The organism is Shewanella decolorationis (assembly GCF_004354305.1).
Lineage (GTDB): Bacteria > Pseudomonadota > Gammaproteobacteria > Enterobacterales > Shewanellaceae > Shewanella > Shewanella decolorationis.
Genome location: NZ_CP037898.1, coordinates 2,137,825 through 2,164,239, shown reverse-complemented (window position 1 = coordinate 2,164,239; position 26,415 = coordinate 2,137,825). Strand labels below are relative to the sequence as shown.

General features: G+C 47.6%; 23 protein-coding genes and 1 other RNA gene. 11 read left to right on the top strand and 13 right to left on the bottom strand.

The features are described from left to right. Positions 1-90: 90 nt before the first annotated feature. The 5 genes from EYR25_RS09905 (at position 91) to EYR25_RS09885 (ending at position 5,392) form a co-directional block, all read left to right on the top strand. Positions 91-711, top strand: coding sequence for a short chain dehydrogenase (locus tag EYR25_RS09905; protein WP_133179758.1), 621 nt, complete (start codon positions 91-93; stop codon positions 709-711). A gap of 84 nt (positions 712-795) precedes the next feature. Next, positions 796-1,041 carry a DUF3297 family protein gene (locus EYR25_RS09900; protein WP_133179756.1) on the top strand — a complete coding sequence of 82 codons (246 nt, stop codon included), beginning with the start codon at positions 796-798 and terminating at the stop codon, positions 1,039-1,041. A gap of 362 nt (positions 1,042-1,403) precedes the next feature. After that, positions 1,404-2,330 (top strand): nuclease-related domain-containing protein, encoded by a 927-nt coding sequence (locus EYR25_RS21285; RefSeq protein WP_207953684.1) that lies wholly within the window; start codon positions 1,404-1,406, stop codon positions 2,328-2,330. 78 nt (positions 2,331-2,408) lie between these two features. Beyond that, entirely contained in the window at positions 2,409-3,122 is a 714-nt protein-coding gene (locus EYR25_RS09890; RefSeq protein WP_133179754.1) for a hypothetical protein, read from the top strand. Beyond that, positions 3,116-5,392: a DEAD/DEAH box helicase gene (locus EYR25_RS09885; RefSeq protein WP_133179752.1), complete on the top strand. Its 2,277-nt coding sequence runs from the start codon at positions 3,116-3,118 to the stop codon at positions 5,390-5,392. The genes EYR25_RS09890 and EYR25_RS09885 overlap by 7 nt, the downstream gene beginning before the upstream one ends. Before the next feature lie 309 nt (positions 5,393-5,701). Here EYR25_RS09885 and gcvP read toward each other — a convergent pair whose 3' ends face one another. The 6 genes from gcvP to EYR25_RS09855 all read right to left on the bottom strand — a co-directional run bounded on the left by gcvP (position 5,702) and on the right by EYR25_RS09855 (position 13,777). Then, a complete protein-coding gene (gene gcvP, locus EYR25_RS09880; protein ID WP_133179750.1) occupies positions 5,702-8,590 on the bottom strand; it encodes an aminomethyl-transferring glycine dehydrogenase in 2,889 nt (962 codons plus the stop codon). 122 nt (positions 8,591-8,712) lie between these two features. Continuing rightward, complete coding sequence (gene gcvH, locus EYR25_RS09875) at positions 8,713-9,102, bottom strand: glycine cleavage system protein GcvH (RefSeq protein ID WP_011071083.1); 390 nt, start codon at positions 9,100-9,102, stop codon at positions 8,713-8,715. Between the two features lie 25 nt (positions 9,103-9,127). After that, positions 9,128-10,222 carry a glycine cleavage system aminomethyltransferase GcvT gene (gene gcvT, locus EYR25_RS09870; protein WP_133179747.1) on the bottom strand — a complete coding sequence of 365 codons (1,095 nt, stop codon included), beginning with the start codon at positions 10,220-10,222 and terminating at the stop codon, positions 9,128-9,130. A gap of 400 nt (positions 10,223-10,622) precedes the next feature. Next, a complete protein-coding gene (locus EYR25_RS09865; RefSeq protein WP_133179745.1) occupies positions 10,623-11,840 on the bottom strand; it encodes an FAD-dependent oxidoreductase in 1,218 nt (405 codons plus the stop codon). Between the two features lie 33 nt (positions 11,841-11,873). Then, positions 11,874-13,097 carry a 2-octaprenyl-6-methoxyphenyl hydroxylase gene (gene ubiH, locus EYR25_RS09860; protein WP_133179743.1) on the bottom strand — a complete coding sequence of 408 codons (1,224 nt, stop codon included), beginning with the start codon at positions 13,095-13,097 and terminating at the stop codon, positions 11,874-11,876. 104 nt (positions 13,098-13,201) lie between these two features. Next, on the bottom strand, positions 13,202-13,777 hold the full coding sequence (locus EYR25_RS09855) for a UPF0149 family protein (protein ID WP_011718291.1): 576 nt from the start codon (positions 13,775-13,777) through the stop codon (positions 13,202-13,204). A gap of 225 nt (positions 13,778-14,002) precedes the next feature. Between EYR25_RS09855 and EYR25_RS09850 the strand changes: the two genes are divergently transcribed. The 3 genes from EYR25_RS09850 (at position 14,003) to EYR25_RS09840 (ending at position 15,295) form a co-directional block, all read left to right on the top strand. Then, positions 14,003-14,305 carry a cell division protein ZapA gene (locus EYR25_RS09850; RefSeq protein ID WP_011718292.1) on the top strand — a complete coding sequence of 101 codons (303 nt, stop codon included), beginning with the start codon at positions 14,003-14,005 and terminating at the stop codon, positions 14,303-14,305. 115 nt (positions 14,306-14,420) lie between these two features. Continuing rightward, a non-coding RNA gene (gene ssrS, locus EYR25_RS09845) (6S RNA) lies at positions 14,421-14,601 on the top strand. A 7-nt stretch (positions 14,602-14,608) separates the two neighbouring features. Further along, positions 14,609-15,295: a 5-formyltetrahydrofolate cyclo-ligase gene (locus tag EYR25_RS09840; protein WP_133179741.1), complete on the top strand. Its 687-nt coding sequence runs from the start codon at positions 14,609-14,611 to the stop codon at positions 15,293-15,295. Positions 15,296-15,440: 145 nt separating this feature from the next. On the opposite strand, the gene folM is transcribed toward EYR25_RS09840, so the two are convergent. Next, a complete protein-coding gene (gene folM, locus EYR25_RS09835) occupies positions 15,441-16,160 on the bottom strand; it encodes a dihydromonapterin reductase (protein ID WP_133179739.1) in 720 nt (239 codons plus the stop codon). A 210-nt stretch (positions 16,161-16,370) separates the two neighbouring features. On the opposite strand from folM, the gene EYR25_RS09830 reads away from it, so the two are divergent. After that, the gene (locus EYR25_RS09830) at positions 16,371-16,760 is read left to right on the top strand and encodes a thiol-disulfide oxidoreductase DCC family protein (protein ID WP_133179737.1); all 390 of its coding nucleotides are present in this window, start codon (positions 16,371-16,373) and stop codon (positions 16,758-16,760) included. Positions 16,761-17,119: 359 nt separating this feature from the next. Here EYR25_RS09830 and mdh read toward each other — a convergent pair whose 3' ends face one another. Then, a complete protein-coding gene (mdh, locus tag EYR25_RS09825; RefSeq protein ID WP_133179735.1) occupies positions 17,120-18,055 on the bottom strand; it encodes a malate dehydrogenase in 936 nt (311 codons plus the stop codon). Between the two features lie 290 nt (positions 18,056-18,345). Here mdh and argR point away from each other — a divergent pair, with 290 nt between their 5' ends. Further along, a complete protein-coding gene (gene argR / locus EYR25_RS09820; RefSeq protein ID WP_011624073.1) occupies positions 18,346-18,816 on the top strand; it encodes a transcriptional regulator ArgR in 471 nt (156 codons plus the stop codon). Positions 18,817-18,999: 183 nt separating this feature from the next. Here argR and EYR25_RS09815 read toward each other — a convergent pair whose 3' ends face one another. Further along, a complete protein-coding gene (locus EYR25_RS09815; protein WP_133179732.1) occupies positions 19,000-19,632 on the bottom strand; it encodes an NAD(P)-dependent oxidoreductase in 633 nt (210 codons plus the stop codon). A gap of 103 nt (positions 19,633-19,735) precedes the next feature. Here EYR25_RS09815 and EYR25_RS09810 point away from each other — a divergent pair, with 103 nt between their 5' ends. Further along, positions 19,736-20,638: a LysR family transcriptional regulator gene (locus EYR25_RS09810; RefSeq protein ID WP_023268640.1), complete on the top strand. Its 903-nt coding sequence runs from the start codon at positions 19,736-19,738 to the stop codon at positions 20,636-20,638. A gap of 64 nt (positions 20,639-20,702) precedes the next feature. On the opposite strand, the gene EYR25_RS09805 is transcribed toward EYR25_RS09810, so the two are convergent. The 4 genes from EYR25_RS09805 to EYR25_RS09790 form a co-directional block, all read right to left on the bottom strand. Next, positions 20,703-21,644, bottom strand: coding sequence for a Dyp-type peroxidase (locus tag EYR25_RS09805; protein ID WP_011624076.1), 942 nt, complete (start codon positions 21,642-21,644; stop codon positions 20,703-20,705). A 206-nt stretch (positions 21,645-21,850) separates the two neighbouring features. Next, positions 21,851-23,563, bottom strand: coding sequence for a gamma-glutamyltransferase (gene ggt, locus EYR25_RS09800; protein WP_133179730.1), 1,713 nt, complete (start codon positions 23,561-23,563; stop codon positions 21,851-21,853). Between the two features lie 139 nt (positions 23,564-23,702). Then, positions 23,703-24,752 (bottom strand): ABC transporter ATP-binding protein, encoded by a 1,050-nt coding sequence (locus EYR25_RS09795; RefSeq protein ID WP_133179690.1) that lies wholly within the window; start codon positions 24,750-24,752, stop codon positions 23,703-23,705. Continuing rightward, positions 24,749-26,383 (bottom strand): ABC transporter permease, encoded by a 1,635-nt coding sequence (locus EYR25_RS09790; RefSeq protein ID WP_133179687.1) that lies wholly within the window; start codon positions 26,381-26,383, stop codon positions 24,749-24,751. The genes EYR25_RS09795 and EYR25_RS09790 overlap by 4 nt, the downstream gene beginning before the upstream one ends. Between the last annotated feature and the right edge of the window lie 32 nt (positions 26,384-26,415).

Genomic DNA, 26,415 nt, shown 5'->3' with positions numbered 1-26,415 from the left:
CCATTTTCTAAACAATGTGGTGATTATATGGGCTTTTTCGGTTTATTTCGCCGAGTTATGCTGTGTTTATATTCAATAATGGAGAAAATCATGAAAATACTCGTTGTAGGTGCAGCAGGCAATATCGGCCAAGCCGTCACGCAATTACTAAAAGCGGAAGGTCATCAAGTTATCCAAGTCGGGCGAACCCGTGGCGATCTGTTGATGGATATTCGCGATCCCAATTCACTCCAACAGGGCTTTAACCAACTAGGTAAAGTCGACGCCATTATCGCTGCAATGGGAGACGTCGCCTTTAAACCCTTTGACCAACTCGACCAAGCCGATTGGCAAAAAGGCATACAGAGCAAATTGTTAGGCCAAATCCAGCTAGTGCAAGTTGGTAGTCAGTTTTTAAATGCGGGCGGGAGTATTACCTTAACCAGCGGCATTATCGCCGATGTACCCGTTAAAGATGGCGTCAGCGCCGCCACCATCAACGGCGCACTTGAGCATTTTGTTGCCGCGGTCGCTAATGAACTCACCCATCAACAGCGGATCAATATTGTCAGCCCAACCGTATTAACCGAGTCATATACCTCGTATCGAGATTACTTTGCGGGTTTTAGTACCATTGATGCCGATATCCTCGCCAAGACTTACTTAAGATCGGTTATGGGCAAGGAAAATGGCCGCACCTTAAAAGCCTTTTCCAATGCGGGTGCAGTATAAAACCAGACTCTTGATTGAGATCCTTGAGCAAGGCGACGGGATTGCCTACAATAACGCACTTTTTGTTCACTACAGATAACGACCATGACTGACACAACTTCACAACCCGCATTACCGGATCGTCTTTCGGTTAACCCGCGCAGCCGCCACCATGTGGCTGAAATCTTCCAATACGATGTGGGTATTCGCGTAAACAGTAAAGAACGTTTCGATGTTGAAGAATACTGCATCAGCGAAGGCTGGGTTAAAGTACCAAGCAAATCCTTAGACCGTCGCGGTCAACCGCTACTGTTAACCATCAAAGGCACAGTAGAAGCATTTTACCGTTAAGCAGCCACGGCTAACGGAAAATAATAACGGCCAATTCGATTGGCCGTTTTTATTTGCCCTGTATAACCCCAAAACGCCCAGCAATTCATCTCCCCAAATATTCACAAGTTGTTATTTAAAATAAGCTTTTGTGATAAAACGCATTGATTAAACCGCATAGCGCGGGTTAAAGTGTGACCACTAAGGGAAATGCAGAGCCACACTCGAACGCCACTATCGAGCACGCTATTTAAGGACAAAGCAGCCAATCTGTACCATGCCGCCCCACTCTTAACAGCCTCCTCTGCCACCAAGGTATCAAGCACATTCATCATGTGTGCGTTATGGAATTAACGATAAACCTTTCTATTTCAAGGATGTAAATGGCAGATTTTACAAACAATCTTTTATCGATAGTGATCATCCTCTCCAGCATGTTCGTCACAATTGGAGTGATGTACGCGCTGCTCAAGTACCGCGATGCTACTGTCACCCTACCCGTTGATCGCGAGCAACTCAGCCGTATTCCCGCCTATGGCTTACAAAAGCAAATCCAAGATCTGCAATTAGATTTAATCGGCAGCATGATGATGGGGCTGATGATAGTGTGTTTCCCCTTTGCAATAAGCAGTATTCAAGCACATATTGCCGTCGGGAAATTCCCTTGGGTTTACGCCCTAACAGGTTTAATGGGATTAACTTATTGCGGTATTAAAACTTGGAAAAACTTTTCCAAACTCACCAAATTACGCCTAGGGCATACGGCAGAGATCGCCACCGCTAATGAACTGATCGGCCTACAAGCCTTGGGTTATCAAGTGTTCCACGATGTGCAAGCCGACGGCTTTAATATCGACCACCTCGTAATCGGCAAAAATGGCGTATTCGCGATTGAAACCAAAGGCCGCCATAAGCGCAATAAAGACCTACGCCAAACCAATGGCAACGGCTCAAACTCTGGCTCTAGTTCTGGTAAGAAAGGCTATCAAGTATTTTACAAAGACGGGCGCTTAAACTTCCCCTCATGGACTGAAACTAAACCCATAGAACAAGCCGAACGTCAGGCCAAGTGGGTCAGCCAATGGTTAACCAAAGCCACAGGCTCCCCCGTCGCCGCCACCCCAGCCCTAGTATTCCCCGGCTGGTATGTCACAAGCCAATCAAAACCACCGTTCCCGATCCTTAACCACAAGCAATTAGTCGGCACGATCCCAAAACTGAAGACCCAAGACCTTACCCAGCAACAAGTAGACTCCATCATCTACCAAGTCGCCCAAAGATGCCTAAGTAAAAGCGAGGTAGGGAAATAAGGATTAATCTAGACTCACTCTATTTTGTAAAAAGAATGTCTCAATTTTTACTTAAATTTCATCTTTATAATTAATTAGGTGCATAATTTGGATCAACTTGATAATGATTGGGGTTGCAGCCATCAAAACTATTGCAACACAAGCGACATAAAAGCATGTATTGTCAAAATTACAGATTTAGAAAAAATCTCGGAAAAATTAACTGAGTCAGTACTAAACACTTCTTGGATGCTAAATTTGGATTCAGCAACTCAACGGAGTTATACATATACCGCAAGAGATACGGCTAATGCTTTAGTTGAAATATTTAAGAAATTTTCAGATGATCATCAACTAGGTGCTGAATTTGGAGAAATTATGGTATCGATCAGTTCTGCTCGATCACTATCAGTTATTTTTAAACATATAGCATTACCTATTGCAGAAATTTGGAAACCGCAAGTAAAACAAAATGAAGGATTTGATTTTCATACTGTATGTACAGGTAGTTTAATAAATTTTGGCGAGGCAAAATTTTCAGGCTCTATAAACCCGCATGGAAAAGCAATACCACAAGCAGAAGGTTTCATTAATGAAGACAAACACTTTAGAGATCGAGTTCATTTAATCAATCTGGTTTCAAAAGAATCTATAAATAATCTGGATGATGATAAGTTTGGTGCTATAGCTGCTTTTTCAATAAATTCTGAAGATTACACGTCGATAATGGATAATGCTTTAGAAAGCATTAAAAAATCTGATTTATTGAATAAAGTAGAATGCGCTTACCTTGTCGGAGTAATTGTATGTTAGTAATTAAAAATATAATTAGTGATAAGACTCCAGAATCTAGCATTGGCAAATTAATCGAAAACCTTCACAACAATGGCCCCATAGACAATAAAGTTATACAAGCACTAACTTATTACAAATTATTTCACAACGATACATTCAATAAATTTGAAGCCAAAATTTTATCTGTCCTTGGTTTATTCTATAAAGATATATCCCCATCAAACCTATATTCATTCGTTTTATCAGGCATAGGTAGGGAAAATAAAAAAGTATTTGGTGAATGGCTTACTCCTGTTCAGGCCAGTGTTCGTTTAGCTGTTGAAAAAAACCAATATATTTCCATATCCGCACCTACAAGTGCTGGTAAATCCTTCTCACTGAAGGATTATATTTTTGAACAAACTGAAGATTGTGTAATTATTGTTCCATCGAGAGCTCTTATTGCTGAGTATATATCCAACTTAAAAGATCACTTTAAGAAGGATAAAAAAGTAATGATCAGTTCGTTCGTGGATTGTGTCTTTACAAGCAGGAATCTAAGACGAATTTTTGTTCTAACTCCCGAGAGAGCCAGAGATATTTTTTCGCATAAAGATAAATTAAATATTGCATTGTTCTTTTTCGATGAAGCTCAAATATCTGAAGAAGCAGAAAGAGGAGTGATTTTTGATGTTATAGTTAGAAGGGTTCATGCTACATACCCCAATGCAAAACTTGTTTTTGCACACCCCTTCGTCGACAATCCTGAAGCGCAAATGAAAAAACACTCTCTAGATGTGAATCAATCTTACTCTAGAGCATATCCGCATAATACTGTAGGAAAAGTATTTATATTCGGTCATAGCAATAAGAAGGATTACTATTTTTCACCATATGAAGATAAAGGTCATCTCGTAAAAAATAGTATTCAATTAGATGGAAAATTCGAAAAATTTGCATTTAATGGAAATCATACAGTTATGGTTTTTGTTTCAAAGGCCTCACTCTATAGAGGAGACTTTGTAAATGAATTTCAGAAATACATCGATCGATTCAAGGTGATAGATAATGACTCTGCAAATAAAATCATTCAAGATGTTGAGTTGCTTATTGGTGCAAATGATCATAACCATCGTTCCAACTTAGTAAATTTATTAAGAAAAGGAGTAGTAATTCATCATGGTTCTGTACCTCTTGAAGTAAGATTTTTAATTGAAGAGTTTATTCGACAAGGACATGCAAAAATCTGTTTCGCAACAAGTACATTAGCTCAAGGCATAAATATGCCATTTGATATTGTTTGGTTAGATAATATGAGAATGCAAGGTGACTCTGGTGAAGACAAAGCATTAGCATTTAAGAATTTAATTGGTCGTAGTGGTCGACTCTCTAAAGATGCAATATTTGACTATGGATATGTGTATACTAAGAATCCTATTTTACTAGCTTCTAGAATTAATACTCCTTTTACTTTATCTGAAGAATCTCTGCTTGAAAAAGATATAGCTGCCTTAGATGATGAACGTGAATTAATATCCTCGATTATTGAAGGAACATTTAATGAAGAGATAAACCTTCCTCAATCAAAAGTGGATAGACTAACAACAAAACTAGCTGTTGAGCTGATGAAATCAATTTTATATCTTGTGTACGAGAATGGTTTTGGGACTAATTTATTTGGTCAAAGAAACAAAGAGAATAGACTTTTAGCCAAAAACCTTTTAAGAGAAATATTTGAAATTTCATTAGGAAGAAAATTATACCTCGGAGAGATAAATGTTTTTGATACTGCAATAACAATTTTCTTTCATTTAATACAAGGTAGAAGTTTTAAAGAGATTGTAGGAATCAGGTATAATCAAATCTCAAATAGAGATGAAAACCAGAATCTTTATGCAAAATTTTCTCAACCAGCAAACAAATTACCTGACAGCAATTTAAAAAATGAATACTCTCTATTTAAAGGCGTAAAATCTAAAGATGTGAGTTATGATGCTATTGTATTCGATACTTACGACTATTTAGATACGGTAATTTCTTTTTCATTATCAGATGTACTTATTGGGGCTTTTAACATCTATCATAATCATACTAAAGATAATAATGCATTAAAAATGGTAGAACTATTAAAGTATGGGACTAATGACACTGTCCACACTCTTTTATTACGTTATGGTTTTCCACCTGAAGATATTAAAGAAATTTCATTGTATGTTGAATCAATTTCAGAAAAAAACATTCTTTTCAAGCCAGATTTAATAAATAGCTCCGAAAATGTAAGAGAACTTGTAGATTGGTATTTACCGTAGATTTATTAATTATTAGTAACAAATCCTACTCGTTTCTTAAAGGTTGCACCCAATACTGCATTGTTGCACCAGTGACCTTCTAAAACATGGATGTTTTAGTAGAGCCTACAGGGACGTATCCACGGCGTGTCACTGGTGTAACAGTGCTAAAGCCTGCGGCAGGCAATTAGCAACACCTCATTATCAGCGACTTATAAAGCTAATTAGCAGCTCAATCTCGGCAAAATGAAAACTAACCAATAAAAAAGCGAACCGCTAAGGGTTCGCTTTTCATCAACCGTTAGAACTGAATAACGTACTATTCAGCCCTTATTCGTAGTCTTCCATCGGCACACACGCACAGAACAAATTACGGTCGCCGTACACGTCATCAATACGGTTCACGGTTGGCCAGAACTTGTTAGTACGCACAGCAGCACTTGGGAACACGGCAACTTCACGGCTGTATGGGCGTGAATCGAACGCTGGGTCCATAATATCGGCCATAGTGTGTGGCGCGTTGTGCAGCGGGTTGTTGTCCGCTGGCCACTCGCCCGCTTCAACCTTAGCGATTTCGGCGCGGATTGACACCATAGCGTCGATAAAGCGGTCCAGTTCAACCTTAGACTCAGATTCGGTTGGCTCAATCATCAGCGTGCCCGCAACAGGGAAGCTCATGGTTGGCGCGTGGAAACCGTAGTCGTTCAGACGCTTAGCGATATCCATTTCGGTCACGCCAGAGGCTTCTTTGATTGGGCGCAGGTCGATAATACATTCGTGCGCGACGCGATCGTTACGGCCACGGAACAGTACTGGGTAGTGTTCAGACAGCTTCTTCATCACGTAGTTAGCGTTTAACAGCGCGGTTTGAGTCGACTTTTTCAGGCCGTTTGAACCGAGCAGCTTAATGTACATCCAGCTGATTGGCAGAATGCCAGCACTGCCGTATGGCGCGGCAGAAACTGCACCGTTGTTATCGCTTTCGCGGCCTGGTTTCACTACTACGTGACCCGCAACGAACGGTGCTAAGTGCGCTTTCACACCGATTGGGCCCATACCTGGACCACCACCGCCGTGTGGAATTGCGAAGGTTTTGTGCAGGTTAAGGTGCGATACGTCGGCACCGATAAAGCCTGGTGAGGTTAAGCCAACTTGGGCGTTCATGTTGGCGCCGTCCAAGTACACTTGACCACCGTGCTGGTGCACTATGTTGCAGATTTCGCGGATAGATTCTTCGTACACACCGTGGGTCGATGGGTAAGTGATCATGATACATGACAGGTTTTCTGCCACTTCAGCCGCTTTAGTCTTCAGATCTTCTAAATCTACGTTACCTTGCTTATCACAGGCCGTCACCACCACTTGCATACCGGCTAATTGCGCCGATGCTGGGTTAGTGCCGTGGGCAGATTGTGGGATTAAGCAGATGTTTCTGTGGGCTTCGCCACGAGACTCGTGGTATTTACGAATCGCCAGCAGACCCGCGTATTCTCCCTGTGCGCCTGAGTTAGGTTGGATACACACGGCATCGTAACCTGTGACATTCACTAACCATGAAGACAGTTCTTCAATCAGTTGAGTGTAACCCTTGGCTTGATCCAGTGGGCAGAATGGGTGCATGTTAGCAAATTCTGGCCAGCTGACTGGGATCATTTCAACCGCAGCGTTTAACTTCATGGTGCATGAACCCAATGAAATCATTGAGTAGTTCAGTGCTAAGTCTTTGCTTTCGAGACGCTTGATATAACGCATCATCTCGGTTTCGCTTTGGTAGCGATTGAAGGTTGGGTGGCTCAGGATGGCATCTTGACGCACTAAAGAAGCTGGAATCGATTGGCTACCTTGGGCTACGATTTGCGCGTCTAACGCAGCAACGTCTAAGCCATGGCCAGCACCTAAAATCACATCGAACAGGGCTTCGATATCGCTGCGGATAGTGGTTTCATCTAAGCTCACGCCGACGATGCCGTCAGCATCGAAACGCAGGTTCATTTCAGCGGCCAGCGCGCGAGCATTCACTGCTGCAACGTCTAAGCCTTTGATGCTGATGGTATCGAACCAAGTTGTGTTCACTAAGCTCACGCCTTTAGCTTGTAAGCCAGCGGCTAAGATATCGGTGAAGCGGTTGATGCGTGATGCGATGGTTTTCAGGCCTTGTGGGCCGTGGAATACGGCGTAGAAAGACGCCATGTTCGCTAACAGAATTTGCGCGGTACAAATGTTTGAGTTGGCTTTTTCGCGGCGGATATGTTGCTCGCGAGTTTGCATCGCCATACGCAGGGCGCGGTTACCACGGGTGTCCTTTGACACACCGATGATACGGCCTGGCATAGAGCGTTTGTGCTCGTCACGGGCGACGAAGAAGGCCGCGTGTGGACCACCAAAGCCCATCGGCACACCGAAACGCTGGGCGCTACCAAAGACCACGTCGGCGCCCATGGCACCCGGTGACTTAAGTAACACTAAGGCCATGATGTCGGCAGCGACAGTCACAATCACGTTTTTCGCGCGTAATTCGGCGAATAAGTCAGTGAAGTCAGTGATTTGACCGAAACGGTTTGAATACTGGAACAAAGCACCAAACAGCTCATGGTTTACTGCTTCATGGGCTGGGCCTACCACCACTTCAAAACCAAAACACTCAGCGCGAGTCTTCACTACGTCTAAGGTTTGTGGGAATACGTCATCGGCTACGAAGAAAATGTTCGCTTTTTTGGCTTTAGATACACGCTTAGCCAGCGCCATCGCTTCGGCCGCGGCGGTCGCTTCGTCCAGCAGTGAAGCAGAGGCTAAATCTAAACCAGTTAAATCCATCGACACTTGTTGGAAGTTTAGAATGGCTTCTAAACGGCCTTGGGCGATTTCTGGTTGATAGGGCGTATACGCCGTGTACCAACCTGGATTTTCTAAGACGTTACGTAAAATCACATTAGGCACTTGGGTACCGTAGTAACCCATACCAATGTAGCTTTTGAAGACTTGGTTTTGTTTGGCTAAACCACGAATGTAGGCCAAACCTTCGGCTTCGCCGCAGGAATCACCAATGCTCAACTCTTGGCTTAAACGGATCGACTCAGGCACGATTTGCGCAGTCAGATCGTCCAGAGACTCTGCACCAACGTAGTTCAACATTTCTTGTTGTTGGATGCTATCCGGGCCGATATGGCGACGTAAGAATAAATCGTGCTGTTCTAACTGAGTGAGGGTTTGCTTGGTCATGATAAACCTTGTTCCAGATTTGCCGTCGCTCAGGACTGTAGGGTACTGATAAACGGGCTATTGTTATGTCAAACTTGCGCTAAAACAAACGAAGCCCCTTGGGGCTTCGTTAGCGTCGACGATTATTCCTCGTCGATAACAGCTTGGTAACCTTCTGCATCGAGCAGCGCGTCAACTTCTGATTCGTCAGAAGGCATAACGCGGAAGAACCAACCTTCGCCGTAAGCGTCGCTGTTTACGAGCTCTGGAGAATCTTCCAGTGCTTCGTTCACGGCAATCACTTCACCAGAGATTGGCGCGTAAATGTCAGAAGCCGCTTTCACTGATTCCGCCACTGCACAGTCGTCGCCCGCAGTCACAGTGTCGCCCACTTCTGGCAGCTCAACGAAAACCATGTCACCTAACAGCTCTTGAGCATGCTCAGTGATACCCACAGTGTAGCTACCGTCTTCTTCCTTGCGGATCCATTCGTGTGAAGAGGCGTATTTCAGTTCTGTCGGAATATTGCTCATTGTTCTTGTTCCTTGTTCCGTTTTTTTAAAATGCTTGTTTACCGTTGCGCACAAAGTTTGGCGCTACTACTCTAACAGCCACGCGCTTTTTACGCATTTCGACTTCCGCCGTATCCCCAATCGAGTTAGGAACACGCGCCATCGCAATAGAATAGCCCAATGTTGGCGAGAAAGTACCGCTAGTGATCACGCCTTGCTGCTCAACACCCGCTGCATCGGTGAAAAATACTGGCATATCATGGCGTAACACGCCTTTTTCTTCCATCACCAGACCGACTAATTTGTCGGTACCCGCATCGCGCAGAGCTTCAAGCGCCTTACGACCGATAAAGTCACGGTCAGTTGGCTCCCATGCGATGGTCCATCCCATGTTGGCGGCCAGCGGGTTGATGGTTTCGTCCATATCTAAGCCGTAGAGGTTCATACCAGCTTCGAGACGTAATGTATCGCGAGCGCCTAAACCACATGGCTTAACGCCTTGATCTAACAGTGCTTGCCACAGGGCTTCGGCTTCCGCTTCTGGCACGATGATCTCGTAGCCCGCTTCACCTGTGTAACCTGTGGTGGCAATAAACAGAGAACCCGCTTGCTTACCGAAGAAAGGTTTCATGCCTTCGATAGCGGCATTTTGATCGGCACTGAATACGGCGGCGGCTTTAGCCTTAGCGTTAGGACCTTGAACGGCGATCATCGCCAGCTCAGGACGCTCAGTCACAGTGACATCAAAACCTTGGGATTGTTTGGCGATCCAGGCTAAGTCTTTTTCGCGGGTCGCGCTGTTGACGACAACACGGTAGAAAGTGTCGGTCAGGTAGTAAGTGATCAGGTCGTCGATGATGCCGGCATTGTCATCTAACATGCCGCCGTATAAGGCTTTACCAGGAACTTTAAGTTTGGCCACATCGTTTGCCAGCAACTTACGGAGGAATGCACAAGCGTCGGTTCCGGTCACATCAACCACAGTCATGTGGGACACGTCGAACATACCTGCGTCTTGACGCACGGCGTGGTGTTCTTCGATTTGTGAACCATAGTTGAGGGGCATATCCCAACCGTGGAAGTCGACCATCTTAGCGTTTGATTCTAAGTGCTTGTTAAACAGAACAGTTTTATTAGCCATTGTTATCCCTTTTTTTGCGGCCTTTTTCAGGTCTCTGCCTAGCGTAGGGTGATACAAATCCGGCTAAATATCTGGCTAATCGGCATTTCACTTCCACGATGCATCAATTTGAAAGGGGTTCTTTCGGTCTCAATGCGTCTGTCACTGCAACGCCTGATTTCGCTCTGAATTAATCAGATATTTATCGTGATTGGTATAAGTACTAGGGTCTAAAATGCGGCGAAATTATACCTTGCGTCACAAATTTGTATACAGGAGATTTTTCTAATCCGAAGCCAGTGTCATTAGATTTTCTCATCTTCAACATGTAATTTTTTTACATACGAAAGCGAGATTTGCACAGCTTGCCACCAATATGCTGATAATAGCGGCAATTCTGATCACATTAGCGCAACCTAGGCTAGCGACATAACTTGGGCAGCGACGACTTATTACCCATGGCCTGTTGCATGAACACTGTTTTCAGCCCAGCGACATTATCAACGAGGTTGAGTCCCAGATCGCGAATGGCCTTTTTAACTGGGTTTGCCCCCTCGAACAGGCGCTTAAAGCCTTCCATCGCCGCGATCATCTCCATCGCATCGGCCTTGCGCCAACGCTCAAGGGCGCGCAGCTGGGCATAATCGCCGATATCCTTACCCGCATCGTGTAGCTCGCCGATGACTTCGATAATGCTGGCGGCATCGAGGAAGCCTAAGTTTACCCCTTGGCCTGCTAATGGATGAATGGTGTGGGCCGCATCCCCCGCGAGCACTAAACGGTGGCGAGCAAAATGGCGGGCGTAGCGCATCCGCAGCGGGAAGGCTTGGCGTTCACTCTCCAGCTTGCAAATGCCAAGGCGACCGTCGAAGGCGGCGGTGAGATTGCGCTCAAATTGCACTTTGTCCATTGCCAGTAATTCAGTGGCGCGCTCAGGCGGCACAGACCAGACGATGGAGCAGAGGTTGTCTTCATATAACGGCAGGAAGGCCAGCGGGCCGTCCTGCAAAAACACTTGGCGGGCAGTAGCAAGGTGCGGCATTTCGCTGCGAATGGTTGCCACGATCGCATGGTGACCATAATCCCAGAAGGTTAACGGGATCTTGCATTGTTCGCGCACCCAAGAATTGGCACCATCGGCGGCAATCACGAGTGCGGCGCTGACACTTTCTATTTCAGCACCATTGGCGAGGGTCAACCAAGCTTCACGCTCACCAAAGGCGATACGCTCTATGCGTTGGTTTTCGATATGGGTGATATTGTCAAATTCACTGGCACGCTTGGCGAGGGCGTAACTGATGGCATCATTTTCGATAATCGCACCAAGGCTAGGTTCACTGATGCTACTGGCATCGAAGGCGATTTTGCCAAAGCCGTCTTTATCCCATACCGCCATTTTTTGATAGGGCGTCGCGCGGCTGGCATCGACATAGTGCCAAGCGCCAAGATGCTCGAGCAAACGTTGGCTCGCCTTGTTGATCGCGCTGACCCGCAGCCTTGGCTCGCCGCTCACGGCTTGGGTGCTTTGTGCATCGATCACGACGACATTCAAGTTGGCCTGCGCCAATCCTATCGCGGTGGCGAGTCCCACCATGCCGCCACCCACAATGGCAATGTCATAGGCTTGTGAACTTAACATGGGTACATCCTTTTCGCGTAGCGATACCAGTAATTATTTCCAGCCCATCGCCTTCTGCGCGACGGGGGTTTTCAGTGGCGGGAACCAAGATAACAGACGCAATCCCAGATTACGCCCAAGGGCCAAGGGCCAGTATTGGTTAGAGAAGCCACGGACTAAAAATTCAATATTGCGAATAGTGCTGTTTCTATCCGCCTCACGGGCCTGCAAATAGCCATGGGTGACGGCAACACCGCCAATATCCTCACCCTGCGCCAGCGCGCGTTGCAGCACGTCGAGCAGACTGACGACATCCCTAAGCCCTAAGTTAAACCCTTGCCCCGCTATCGGGTGCAGTGTTTGCGCCGCATTGCCGATAAACACGCATCTATGGTGAATCGGCCTTGGCATGTAGGACAGATTTAATGGATAAGCATGGCGCTCGCTAACGTCGATAAACTGACCAGCGCGATAGCCAAAGGCTTGCTGCAATGCAGTTAAAAACTCGGCCTTGGGCGCTGTAAGCATCGCTTGGGCGCGGCTATCGTCGAGTGCCCAGACGAGGGATAAACGCGGCTGGCCTTGGCTATCTGCCATCGGCAGTAGCGCTAATGGACCAGTCTCGGTAAATCGTTCATAAGCCCAGTGTTGATGCGGCTTATCGGTTTGTAGATTAGCGATAATCGCGGTTTGCTCGAACGCCACTTGGGTAATCGGCAGATTAAAATTGCTACGCACCTTAGACTGTAAGCCATCGGCGGCAACCACCAACTTGGCACAAATCCGCTCGCCGGAGTCCAGCACCAGCGTGTGGCTGTCGATATCGGGAATTAACGCTGACAGTTTTGCAGGGCAAAAGAGCTTAACCTGAGTTTTGTGAAGCTCGCTAAACAGCACTTGGCCGACCCTTTCAAGCTCGACGACTTGGCCCAGCGCATCTAAGTGAAACTGACTGGCGTTGAGTTCCGTCATGCCAAAATGGCCGCGATCGGATACGTGGATATCCTTAATTGCCGTGCCTAAATGCGCCAGTTTCGGCCATAAACCTAAACGGGATAACTCGAAGATGGAACCATGGGCAATGGCGATGGAGCGAGCGTCAAAGCCGGGATGGGTGTTATCGGGAAGGTGCGCCTCGATTAAGGCAATAGATAAAGGTTTTTCGGTGCTAGGCAAACGCGCCAAGGCCAGCGCGAGGGTCGCCCCCGCCATGGCGCCACCAACAATGGCAATATCGACATTTTGAACTGAATTATCCATGTGCTCTGCTACCGTCATGGGGTTCTCATTCAAGCTATGGCATGGCTAAAAGCGTTTCGCCATCAGGATGTTAGATTTGAAACTTATCAAAGGCGGAGTGATTCCGCCTCTCTCGTTAGCGATTAGTGGATCACCGCAGGATCGTCGCCTTCACCGTGGCTTGGCTCGGGACCAAACTCGGAGTAACACATAATGGCGGCGATACGCACAAATTCCAGTAACTCGATATAAGCCGTTTCCGATTCTTCATCATCAGCAACATCGAATTCGACCTGAGCGATCTCGGCCAGATCTTTAATCACTTCACGCACTTCGGCCGAGGCTTTATTGAGCTTAGGCTGGATAATTGCAATACCCGTTAAGAAGCTTTGCGTCCACAGGGATAAGGCCTCAACTCGTTGACTTAACGGCTCTTCCTCTTCGGGAAGCAGTGGCATAAAGCCAAACTCAAAATCACCTAAACGGGCGACAGAGTCTTGGAATAGTTCACACACCAATTGATGCAGAGGTGCCGGTAAAGGCTGACCATCATTCATCAGGTCAAATAAAGGTTTAATCCACAGATCACCGGTTTGCTCTACGCCACCGCAGATTAAACCCACAAGGGCACCGTGTACTTCCACGGGATGCTGACCAATTTCAGCCGCATCGAGGGCGATTTTTAAGCTGTCGATGCGTAACGAAGGAGGGGTCGCCATATCAGATTCCAATCAGAATTTTCCAGCAGCAATGCTAGCAGAGATAAAGACTTGAACCAACTCTGAACCTGCATTCTTGTGGGGGAAGATAAAAATTCCGGCAACTGCTCACACAAGCAGCAAACAAAAGGGCGAATGCGCAATCCATCGGCAGCTCACCTTGCACTTTTAATATCAGCCCTATATAGTCCGCCCTATCGATGCCAACGAAAGGATCATCTTCGAATGAGTAATAGTGCAGTTGAAATCACCCTGCTTGGGCGCACCTACTCTATCGCCTGCCCGAAAGGTCAGGAAGATGCCCTACGTGTTGTGGCGCAAGGGGTTGAGCAACAGCTAACCACCTTAAAAAATCGCACTAATAGCTTAAGCCGCGAAGAAATTGCCATTATGGCGGCGCTGAATATTGGACACGAGTTGTACCAAGAAAAGCAAAAGAATAAGCACTATATGAAACAAATGGATGACCGCATCAGCCTGTTGCAGTCAACCTTAGAAAACGCCTTAGTTGAGCGTTCAACTAAATAGATTTAGACTGTGCCACTCGGTGCCACGCACCATCAATCTGATAAGAGTTGCACAGTGAATGGCTAAACTGGCCTATACTTTTTAAGCCAAGATTTTAGCGATTCAATACCGTTTTTGCTCCCTGGGGTGCAGGCCAACTGGTAATGTCCCTGTGCCGATAATTTTGATCTCAGGGTGAATGCTTTACTGACATTGAGCATGCTCGGCTCGTACCGAGAAGCCTTAGGAGGTAATCATTTACCCGCCTTGAACCTACGGTTCAAGGGCTACACCGGTAGCGGCATTCTGGGGAGCATCTTATTTATGTCTATCACTTCACCTGTATCGAACACTTCCGCCCCAACAGCCAATGGGCCACACGGCACTCAGCCTGAAATTGATACCAAGTCGCTAAGTCTAAATCTAAGCCCAACTCTTAGCCGAGCCGAAGTACGCAAACAGATACGTTTGGCGCGCCGCTCGCTTTCGACTGAGGTGCAAACCGAGGCTAGCCTTGCCGCATGTCAGCGAATGCTCGAAAAGCTCAGTGCTCTGAATGCCCAGCATGTCGCGCTGTATCTCACCCACGATGGCGAACTGGCAACCGCACCGCTTATCGAAGCGCTTTGGCAACAGGGTATTCAAACCTATCTGCCACGGCTCCACCCCTTTAATGCAGGGCAATTATTGTTTTTGCATTATCACGCCGACTCACTAATGCAGCCGAATCAATTTGGTATTTTAGAGCCTAAGTTGGATGTGCGTAGCGTTATGCCAATTGAGCGACTGGATGTGGTGATCACCCCGCTGGTTGCCTTTGATATCAAAGGCAATCGTATGGGCATGGGCGGCGGCTATTACGACAGAACGCTAGCCAATTGGCACAGCAAAGGCAAACCACTGCCTATGGGTTACGCCCATGATTGTCAGCAAGTATCGAACCTGCAATGCGAACATTGGGATGTGCCCTTGCCCGCTATCATCACCCCGAGTCGAGTATGGGAGTTTTGAATAAAGAAGGTGCTAGAAAATAGAAGCTAGAGCGCTTCGCTGCTAGAAAAAGCAGAGCAGCGCTCCATAACGGCTTCTTCTCGAATCTAGATTCTAGAGTCATGCAGTGGCGTTCTAGAGGCCGCTGGCCGTTCTAGATTCTTTTTTACCTTAAATGCCGCCCACCATCGACATTGTGGCTACGCCCCGTGACGTAGCGGCTCGCCAATAGATAATCCACCAAGGCAATAATCTCCTGATTTCCCGCTTCTTTTGGCAAAATGGCCTTGGCTAAGGTCTTTTGTCGATAGGCTTCATCATCACTTGGATTAAAAAGGATCATCGCCGGAGCAATCGCGTTCACTTTAACCTCGGGCGCCAATTGCGCCGCAAAGGATAAGGTTAAGTTATCCAGCGCCGCCTTACTGGCCGCGTAGGCCATGTGCTTGGCACTGCCCTTTTCGGCCACATAATCGGTGAAATGGATAATATCGCTGGCGCCAATCTCGCCCTCGGCTCCCGCTCGCAGCTGTGAAGCTAAGGCCAAGTTCATTTGATAGGGCACGCTCACATGCACCTGCATCATGCGTTGCATGAGTTCATGGGCGGCAAGGCTTGGGCTGTTATCTGGCAGCCAGTCAGAAGCGTTATGGATAATGGCGCGGATTTTGGGGTATTGGCTCAATTGCTCAATCAGGTTTTGGAGCTGCGCATTATCGTAAAAATCGCATTGGATTAAGGTCGCGCCTAAGGCTTGCAATTCATCAATGCTAGGATAATGGCTACGATAGGTGCCAATCACCTTGTGCCCTTGGACGAGCAAGTGTTTCGCAAGGGCGTAGCCAATGCGTTTACCCACACCTGTAATAATAATGGGAGCAGTCATATTCATCCTGTTATTTGCCGAGCAATGATAAAAACAAAAGCATTTGGCAGATTGTTAATCGCACAATCACGTAATCACACAATCACGTCACTAATCGCAATAGCTTAATACCTCTAGCCAAGAGTGTATAACAATTAAAACCGTAAACATGTCGATCTAAATGCCTAGCATCTGCGTATACTCAGGGACAGACAGTAAGAGGTAGACCTAATGGAACTGCGGATTTTTTACGACGGTAATTGCCCTTTATGTAGCGCTGAAATACGCCAACTTAAAGCGCGCGATCCCGATGATCGCATCGAACTTGTGGATCTTAATGCTGAAAATTTCAGCTCAAGATTCAGCTATATCGATAAAGACTACGCCAATACCATTCTCCATGGCGAAACCGCCTCTGGCCAAGTGCTGCTAGGGCTCGATGTCACCTGCAAAGCATGGGCACTAACTGGCACTCGCCCTTGGGTACAAGTGCTACGCTTACCGCTTATCAAACCTATCGCGGATTGGTGCTACCTGAGATTCGCCAAGCACAGATACCGCATCTCTTACTTACTGACGGGCAAGGCGCGCTGTGACAATCAATGCCAACTGCCTAAGTAGTTATACCAATCGTATTAAATATCTGTTCATTCAGCGGGAGTTCAACGCGCTTGAGACAAGGCGAAGGCTTGAAGGCATAGTGGTGCTCTGTCGAAAGCCTTAAACGCAGTATAAAGCGCGTTGCCATGCAGTGAACATCAGCCGCCCTTCGGGAGCCTCACAGGCATCCCACTCCGGTGTTGCATTGACTTAAAAGGGAATGACCATTTCTGCGTCAATGCGCCTTGGATTGAAATGCCTGTGAGGCTCTGAACTGATTAGATATTTAATGTGATTGGTATTAGCCTCAAGTAAGGACTCAATTTTAGCGCATAAAAAAACGGAGCCATTAGGCTCCGTTCTCTCATAATCCAGATGGATTACTTAACGAAATCAACGCCTAGTTTGATATCGCCTTTCAGCGTATCTAACATAGAATCACGGGCGTTAGCTTCGAATGCGCTCACTTCACCGTAAGGCAGTACTTTTTCGATACCGTTTTTGCCTAACAGCACTGGTTGAGCGAAGAATTCAGCGTGCTCGCTGCCGCCGTCAACATAAGCACATTCAACGATGTTAGCTTCGCCTTGCAGACCACGAACCAGAGACATACCGAAACGGCAAGCCGCTTGACCCATAGACAGGGTCGCGCTTCCGCCACCGGCTTTAGCTTCAACCACTTCAGTACCCGCGTTTTGGATACGCTTGGTCAGAGAAGCGACTTCTTCATCAGAGAAAGTCACGCCTTCAACTTGAGACAGTAATGGCAGAATAGTCACGCCGCTGTGGCCGCCAATGACGTTCACTTTAACGTCAGCAACGTTTAAGCCTTTTAATTCAGCGATAAAGGTTTCAGAACGGATAACGTCGAGAGTCGTCACACCGAACAGACGGTTCTTGTCGTAAACACCGGCTTTCTTCAACACTTCTGCCGCGATAGCAACAGTGGTGTTTACTGGGTTAGTGATGATACCCACTAAGGCTTTAGGGCAAGTCACTGCCACTTTTTCGATCAGGTTACGAACGATACCTGCGTTGATGTTGAACAGATCTGAACGATCCATACCAGGCTTACGCGCAACACCAGCAGAAATTAGAACAACGTCAGCACCTTCCAGTGCAGGCGTTGGATCTTCACCAGCAAAACCTTTGATTTCAACCGCAGTTGGGATGTGGCTCAAGTCAACCGCAACACCCGGAGTAACCGGTGCGATATCGTATAGAGACAGTTGAGAACCCGCAGGTAATTGAGTTTTTAACAGTAGGGCGAGAGCCTGGCCGATACCACCAGCAGCACCAAGTACAGCAACTTTCATAGTTATCTCCGTTATTTCTCGGATATGTGTGACATGGATCTAATTTCCGTTGGCGTCACATTACTGGAATGTCACGTTAATTTCAATTATCCCTTAGTCGTGGAGACAAAGATTTAGCAAAACAGAGCATTCCAATGTTGAATATTTACTCTAGTCAAATATCAATACTGACAATACGGCTATCTAGCCATCCGTAAATTGCATTTTTATTCAGTCATAATGGTTATTTGTTGACAGTTTGACCAAAACTATTCAAAATACGCCTGATTTTTTGAATAAAGAATAAGACTATGCAAACGACCAAGAATCAGGATGACCTTGTTAGAATTTTTAAGGCGATTTTAAAAGAGGAGCGTTTTGGCTCCCAGAGTGAAATTGTCGCCGCTTTACAAGCAGAAGGCTTTAGCAATATTAACCAATCGAAAGTGTCTCGGATGCTCAGCAAGTTCGGTGCTGTACGCACCCGCAACGCTAAGCAGGAGATGGTTTATTGCTTGCCCGCTGAACTAGGCGTGCCTACCGCAGGCAGCCCGTTAAAGAACTTAGTACTCGATGTTGACCATAACCAAGCGATGATTGTCGTCCGCACCAGCCCAGGCGCAGCGCAATTAATTGCCCGTTTATTGGATTCCATCGGTAAGCCTGAAGGGATTTTGGGGACCATTGCCGGAGACGACACTATCTTTATTTGTCCATCCAGCATCCAAGATATCGCCGATACCTTGGAAACCATCAAATCTTTATTCAACTACGCAGAATAAAAAAACAGGTCAGCTTGCTGACCTGTTCTCTTTTATCTGTACCCTTTTCAGTCCAACATTGCCCTTGTTTCAGGGCTAGTGTCCCGATTACGTTACAGCACAAGACCTATCTGTTGGCTTGGATAACGCACACCTAGGACAAAGACTCGTCACCCCGAGCTCACAAACCTTAGTTCGTCAGCCTTAGTAAGCCACACTGATCCTTTGATTAGGATGCGCCGCGTTTTCTGCTTCATCCAGCATGGCTTTGGCGTAGTCGGCCACTGAAATCTTGCTATGACCATTTGTATCGGTAAAGAAGCTATCGCCGCCTAAACGGTAAGGACCTTCGCTGGCACCTGGGTAAATTTCTGCTGCTGGGCTAACAAAAGTCCAGTTAACCATAGTATTGGCGGCGCGAAATGCCTTTAATGCTTCACCTTGAGCCAGAGCTTCATCCTTATAGGCAGGCGGGAAATCTGGACTTGAAACCAAGGTCACTCCCGGTGCCACTTCTAAACTACCTGCACCACCAACCCAAAGCAGACGAGGGACTTTTGCCTGTGGCAACACGGCTAATAGATTATTGACCGTTTTTGCCACTAAGCCGTGATTCTGCTCGGCGCGACCACCGACAGAAGCGATTAACACATCCACACCAGCAAAGGTGTCGGCTTCCAACGGCTGAGTCAGGTCAACACTACGCACTTCTGCCACGGTTTCGCCAAGCTTGCTTGGATCACGCACTAAGGCAACCACTTCATGACCACGGCTCAGCGCCTCGTTAAAAATGGTTCCGCCAATCCAACCTGATGCACCTAATACTGCAATTTTCATTTGATAAGTCTCGCTACTGATTTAAATTGAGACCAGTTTACTTGCGACACTTCACGTGATAAATATCGATAAATGAGCATGATTGTTTCAGATTGAGATACTAATGGATAGAATTGCCGCCATGCGTAGCTTTATCGAAGTGGCCAACTGTGGCAGCTTTACCAAGGCCGCAGAACACCTCGATCTCAGTCGGCTACAGGTATCACGTCATATTCAAGAAATTGAGCAATGGCTGAGTTTACGTTTATTGCACCGCACGACCCGCAGCGTCAGCCTCACACTGCAGGGGGAAGAAGCCCTGCAATATTGTCAGCGGGTGCTGAGCGAGGTCGCCGCAATGGAAAGCCGCGCCCATAGTCATAACACCGAATTAGTTGGCAGTATTCGGATTGCCACGCCCGTCGGGCTTGGGCAGCACAGTCTGTTTGATGTGGTCGATCGCTTTATAAAATTGCACCCTAAGGTCAATATTCAGCTGTTAATGTCGGACAGTTTTGCCCAGTTGGTGGATGAGCGGGTGGACGTGGCACTGCGCTATACCGAGCAGCCCGATGAGAATTTGATTGCCCGCAAACTGATGAGCATTGATGCCGTGCTGTGCGCCGCGCCCAGTTACTTGGCTCAAGCCGAGCCACTAACCGTCCCTAACGATCTGCTCAGCCATAATTGCCTTATCCATAGCTCACAGCAACATTGGCAGCTACTCAAGGAGCAACAGAGTGAGCTGATTAAACCTATGGGGAATCTGATGGCGAATGAAATGGGAGTGCTTGTCAGCGCCGCATTGCGCGGGCATGGCATTGCCTACTTGCCCTGCGACTTAGCCAATCCCTATCTGGCCAGCGGCCAACTACAAGAAGTGCTCCCCGAATACACGGCGCCAGGGCAAACCCTTTGGGCTGTGTATCTCTCCCGCAGTTATCAACAAGCGCTGGTGCGCGCCTTTATCGATTTTACCGCCCAGCAATGGCAGCAGGATCTCAGCAAGTGGACGACGGCGAGTTAAGCCCACAAACAAAAACGCACTGAGGCTTTAAGGCTCAGTGCGTTGAGTCGCGGTTTACTAAGGCTTAATTATCGAACTGCATCAAAAAATCTAAGCTTGGGGCAAAGAAAGAAGACCCCGTCAAGGCACTGGTAAAGTGCATCAAGTGATCGTGGTTACCCGCGCCATCGCCAAATACCATGCTGTGGAGCATCTTCTCGAAGTGCTCTGGGGTGCGGCAGGTTGAAATAAACATCAGTCCTTGCTCCTTGAGCGAACCGTAAGGCATGCTCTGGCGCAAAATCTCAATCGACTTGCCGTTGTCATCCTTGAGGTTTACCCGCTTGATATGGCTGGTTAATGGCTTATCTTCCGACTCGTATTCGATGTTGTCTTGCTTGGTACGACCGATAATATCTTCTTGCTTTTTAAGCGGTAATCTATGCCATTTACTCAAGTTGTGGGCGTACTTTTGTACGTGAATATAGCTGCCGCCCTTAAATTCAGGGTCTTCATCCCCGACTAAGGCGACCTCTTGACGATGACGCCCTTTCGGATTTTCTGTGCCATCGACAAAGCCCGTTAAATCGCGGCTATCCATAAATCTAAAGCCGCGTTCCTCTTCGACTAACTCGACTAAGTCTTCGAACATTTGGCTGATTTCATTGGCGACTAAATGCAAAATGTCATAACGGTCGCAGCGAATATGCACAAACAGATCGTATTCGATCGCAGGCGCCTCACGGTTACCCGCTTGCATCGCTGGGAATGGTTTGAGCATTTCGGGGCGAGCATCGGGATAGAGGCTGTCCCAATAGTTGGCGCCTATGCCCACAAAACCATTGAATGCGCTGTCGGAGTATTGATCCGTCAACTCATAAATATACTGCGCAACGTTGGCAATACAGGGACGCAATTGCGATTCAACGTTATCGTTGTCGCTCGCATTAAACATCAAATAGACGCTATGTAAGTTTCCCTCTGCACACACACCCAACTGTTCACGCGGCATATTTTGAATATCCATCTGGTTATCACCCTTTTGTCGATTCATTTTCGGCAATATTATCCGCAACTTTACCTGAAAATGACATTAAGTAACGCACAGTTTGTCCGTCTTTGTAATGTAAACACGTTTGTAGACTGGAATATAAAAATTGACGAGGCCATTACGCCTCGTCAATTCGTCTTACGCAAGCTTCGGCGCTCATTAGGCCAAAGGCGAATTATGCCTTAGTAACCTGCCGCATAACCATCTTTACGGCTCTCGGAGGCGCCGCGGTAAACGCCCGTTTCGGCATTAAAACCAATGGCTTGATATCCACCAAAATCGCCGAGCCCATCTCGTAGCACATGGCCTTTCTTAATTAGCTCACGGCGAGTTTCAACGGGGAAGCCTGATTCTAAGCTCACATAGCCACCGTCATTCATCACCTCGCCCGTAGGCTCGGTCGAACCTGTGTGCAAAATTCTGGGGGCATCGCCCGCTTCTTGCAAGTTCATTTTAAAATCAATCAGATTAACAATGATCTGCGCGTGCATTTGCGGCTGCGTTGCACCGCCCATCACGCCAAAACTCAACCAAGGTTTACCGTCTTTGGTCACAAAGGCGGGAATAATGGTATGGAAGGGACGCTTACCCGGCGCGTAGGTGTTGAAACGACCTTCGGTGAGATCGAACATCTGCCCGCGATCCTGCAATACAAAGCCGAGATCCGGCGGTGTCATACCTGAGCCCATGCCGCGATAGTTACTCTGGATCAGCGACACCATATTGCCGTCTTTATCAGCAGTAGTGAGATACACAGTATCCCCATGTTGCAGCGCAGGATTCCCCGCATCGACACTCTTAGCCGCCTTGTTTAAGTCAATAAGTTTGGCGCGATCGTAATTGTATTTTTGCGAAATCAATTCCTTCACTGGCACTTTGTTAAAAGCCATATCGGCATAGAATTTCGCGCGGTCGGCAAAGGCCAGTTTTTTGGCCTCTACGAATAAATGCACGTATTCGGGGCTGTTAAAGCCCATGGCCGCAACATCGAAGGGCTCCATGGTTTTTAAGATCTGTAACGCAGCAATCCCCTGCCCGTTGGGCGGCAACTCCCACACATCGTAGCCACGGTAGTTGGCCGATACGGGTTCAACCCAGTCGCTAGTATGGCTGGCGAGGTCTTCATAACTGAGGTAACCGCCTTGCGCCTTCATGTATTTATCTATGCTCTTGGCGATATCGCCCTTATAAAATGCATCGCGACCGCCCTTGGCAATTTTCTCATAGGTGTTTGCTAATGCAGGATTTTTAAATATTTCCCCTACCGCAGGCATTTTGCCATTGGGCATATAGGTTTCTTTAAAACCGGGGAATTGACCGAGTTTTTTACCACTGCCATTAAGGTAATAGGCAATCAGCTCAGAAACGGGGAAACCTTCGCGGGCATAACGAATCGCAGGGGCTAAATTATCGGCCATAGGCAGTTTGCCGAACTTATCGTGGAGCTCATACCATCCATCCACCGCGCCGGGAACCGACACGGGCAGCGGCCCAAAAGGCGGTAAATAATCTAATCCGAGGGATTTAAGCTTCTCTAGGGTTAAGGATTTGGGGCTACGACCCGATGCATTGAGGCCATAGAGCTTTTTATCTTTAGCACTCCAGACGATGGCAAATAAATCGCCACCAACCCCAGCACCAGTAGGCTCGACTAAGCCCAGCATGGCATTGGCGGCAATCGCCGCATCCACGGCACTGCCGCCCTGTTTTAATACATCAATCGCCACCTGTGTCGCTAGCGGTTGGCTGGTCGCCGCCATCCCATGGGTGGCATACACTTCTGAGCGCGTCGCAAAGGCTTTACCCGTGATCCTATCCATGGCCAACACTCCCGATGACGACATTGCTGTCGCCACTGTGACTAAGGTACAAATTGATTTTATTGTTTTTATCATAATTCCTCCCACTCCGGAGGAATTAAGGTAACAAGGAAGGCTGAAAATATCAGCAATCTAGCGTTTTTTTGCCCAAGTTAAACGTAAGCAAAGATGTCGTACTTTATGCTGATGCAATGACATATACTGTTCGGCCTGCTTAAGATTCAAATAGCACTAGGGAATGTGGCTCTGTGCTTAATCCCACCCGCTGACCGACATTCAACTGCATAATTTGGCTACGCACTTCGACATAATGGGCGTGGGACGCCGCCTCGACTTTCACCCAATAATGGCAAAATGCCCCGAGGAAGCGCCGCTCGGTAATCATCCCTACGCCCGCATCATCGGCACTGAGCGCCAATTGTTGTGGCCGTAAAAACACTTGGCCATTAAAGGCGTGGGATTGCGATAAGGGCGTCAGGCTGCGCAGCTCACCAATCGGAGTGGCAACACTATGACCATCGAGCACTTCCGCAGGTAAGTAATTGCCACTGCCAAGAAAATCAGCCACATAGCGGCTATTGGGCGCGGAATATAAGTCTTCGGCGCGGCCATGCTGCACTATTACACCTTGGTTAAAAATGGCCAAGGTATCGGCAAAGACGAAGGCCTCGTCCTTACTGTGAGTCACAAATACCGCGCTGACATTACGCTGTTTGAGAATGCTGCGGATCTCCGCCATCATGCTGTGGCGCACTTGGGCATCGATATTTGAAAAAGGCTCATCGAGTAGCAGTAATTGCGGCTCATAGGCAAGCGCGCGGGCAATAGACACCCGCTGCTGCTGCCCGCCGGACAACTCATGGGGATAACGCTTGGCTAAGCCTTCGAGTTTCACTAGGGCGAGCATGTCATCCAAGCGCGCCTTGCGCTGCGTAGCCGTTAATTTTGCTACGCCAAAGAGAATATTCTCGGCAACGGTCAAATGGGGGAACAAGGCGTAGTCTTGGAAAATCATCCCGATCCCCCGCTGCTCACTCGGCACAAATTGACCTGCGCCGCTGACCGTCTTGCCATTAATTTGGATCTCACCTTGGCTGATAGCCTGCAATCCTGCTACCGCCCTGAGCAAGGTGGTTTTGCCGCAGCCACTTGGGCCTAACAGCGCAAGGATTTCCCCCTGAGCTAGGGTTAAATCTAAGCCTTTGAGTACCTGTTGGCCCTGATAATCACTATGGACTTGATGAAGATTGAGGGTGCTGGTCATCGGCTATCTTGCTCCAAGGAACGGTTTAAATAAATCAGCGGGACTAAGCCCACGAGCACAATCACAATAGCGGGCAAGGCGCCATGTTCAAGCTTTTCGTCTGAGACAAACTGGAAGACATGGGTCGCAAGATTCTCAAACCCTATGGGACGCAACAACAATGCCGCCGGTAATTCTTTCATGCTTTCGATAAATACCAACAACGCCCCAGCAAATAAGCCTTTGGTGAGTAGCGGTAAATGCACTCTTTGCAATAGTCGTCTTGGGCTCTGCCCCAGAGTCAGACTCACCATGTCCAGTGACGGCGAAATGCGTTTATAGCTGGTCTCAACACTGCCGATAGCGATAGCCACAAAGCGCACACAAAAGGCAAAAACCAGTGCGGCCGTACTGCCCGTAAGCAACAGCCCAGGGCCTGTCATTCCCAACCAATCGGCGATGTCGTTAATCGCAAAATCGAGCAGGGTTAACGGCACCAGTACGCCAATCGCCAGCACAGTGCCAGGCAAGGCATAGCCAGTCGATGCCAAGCGTGATGGCAGCGCATCGCTCGACCTTGGGCTTACTCGGCGGATAAACATCAATATCAATGCAACCGCGCAGCACACTAGGCTAGTAATAAGCGCAAGGCTCAAGCTATTCACACTCAATTGCCAGAAAATCGGATCCCAGCTCTGCTCAAAATAATCGATGGCATAGGAGAGCAAAATGCCGCTTGGTAGTATAAAGGCCAGCAATAACAAGGTGATGCAATAGCCGAGGGCAAACAGGGTTTGCATTGGTGAGAGCCGATATAAATCGCTCGCTTGAATACGGGACTGCTTTTGGAATAACTGCTGTTTACGGCGAGCAAAGCGTTCCATTCCAATCAAGCTAAACACCACCAAGAGGATAATGGCCGAAAGCTTAGCCGCCGCCGTCAAATTGCCATAACCCAGCCAAGTGTCGTACACGGCAGTGGTCAGGGTGGGTACGGCAAAGTAGTTGACCGTGGCAAAATCCGCCGCAGTCTCCATCGCCACTAGTGCCACGCCCACAGCCAAGGCGGGCCTTGCCATAGGTAAGGATAAACGCCAAAAACTCTGCCACGGTGTACACCCCATAATCCTCGAAGCGTGGGCCAAGCTTAGGGATTGCTCCATAAACGCGGTGCGCGCTAACAGATAAATATAGGGAAAGAGCACCAGCGACAACACGCATGCCGCGCCGCCTAAGGTGCGAATATCGGGAAAAAAGTAATCCTGCGGTGAGCTCCAACCAAAGAGCGCGCGCAAACTCCTTTGTACTGGGCCAGCATAATCGAGTAAATCGGTATACACGTAGGCGACTATGTAGGCTGGCATGGCCAAGGGCAGCAATAAGGCCCATTGCAGATAACGCCTAGCGACAAACTCACAACGCGCCATCAACCAAGCGCAGGGCAGTGCCAACAAGAGTGAGCCAATACTCACCCACAGGATCAACCATAGGCTGTTGGAGATATAGGTGGGTAGTACGGTGGAGAGCAGATGACCAAAGACGGCCTCATCGGGCTGAGCCGCTTGAAGAAGTAACGCAAAGAGGGGTAACACCAGTAGCACGGCTATGGCATAACCAGTAAGCGACCAGCTTCTGGCTAATCCTAAAATCATGTGGATCCTTTAAAGCAAGTGCGCCTATTAAG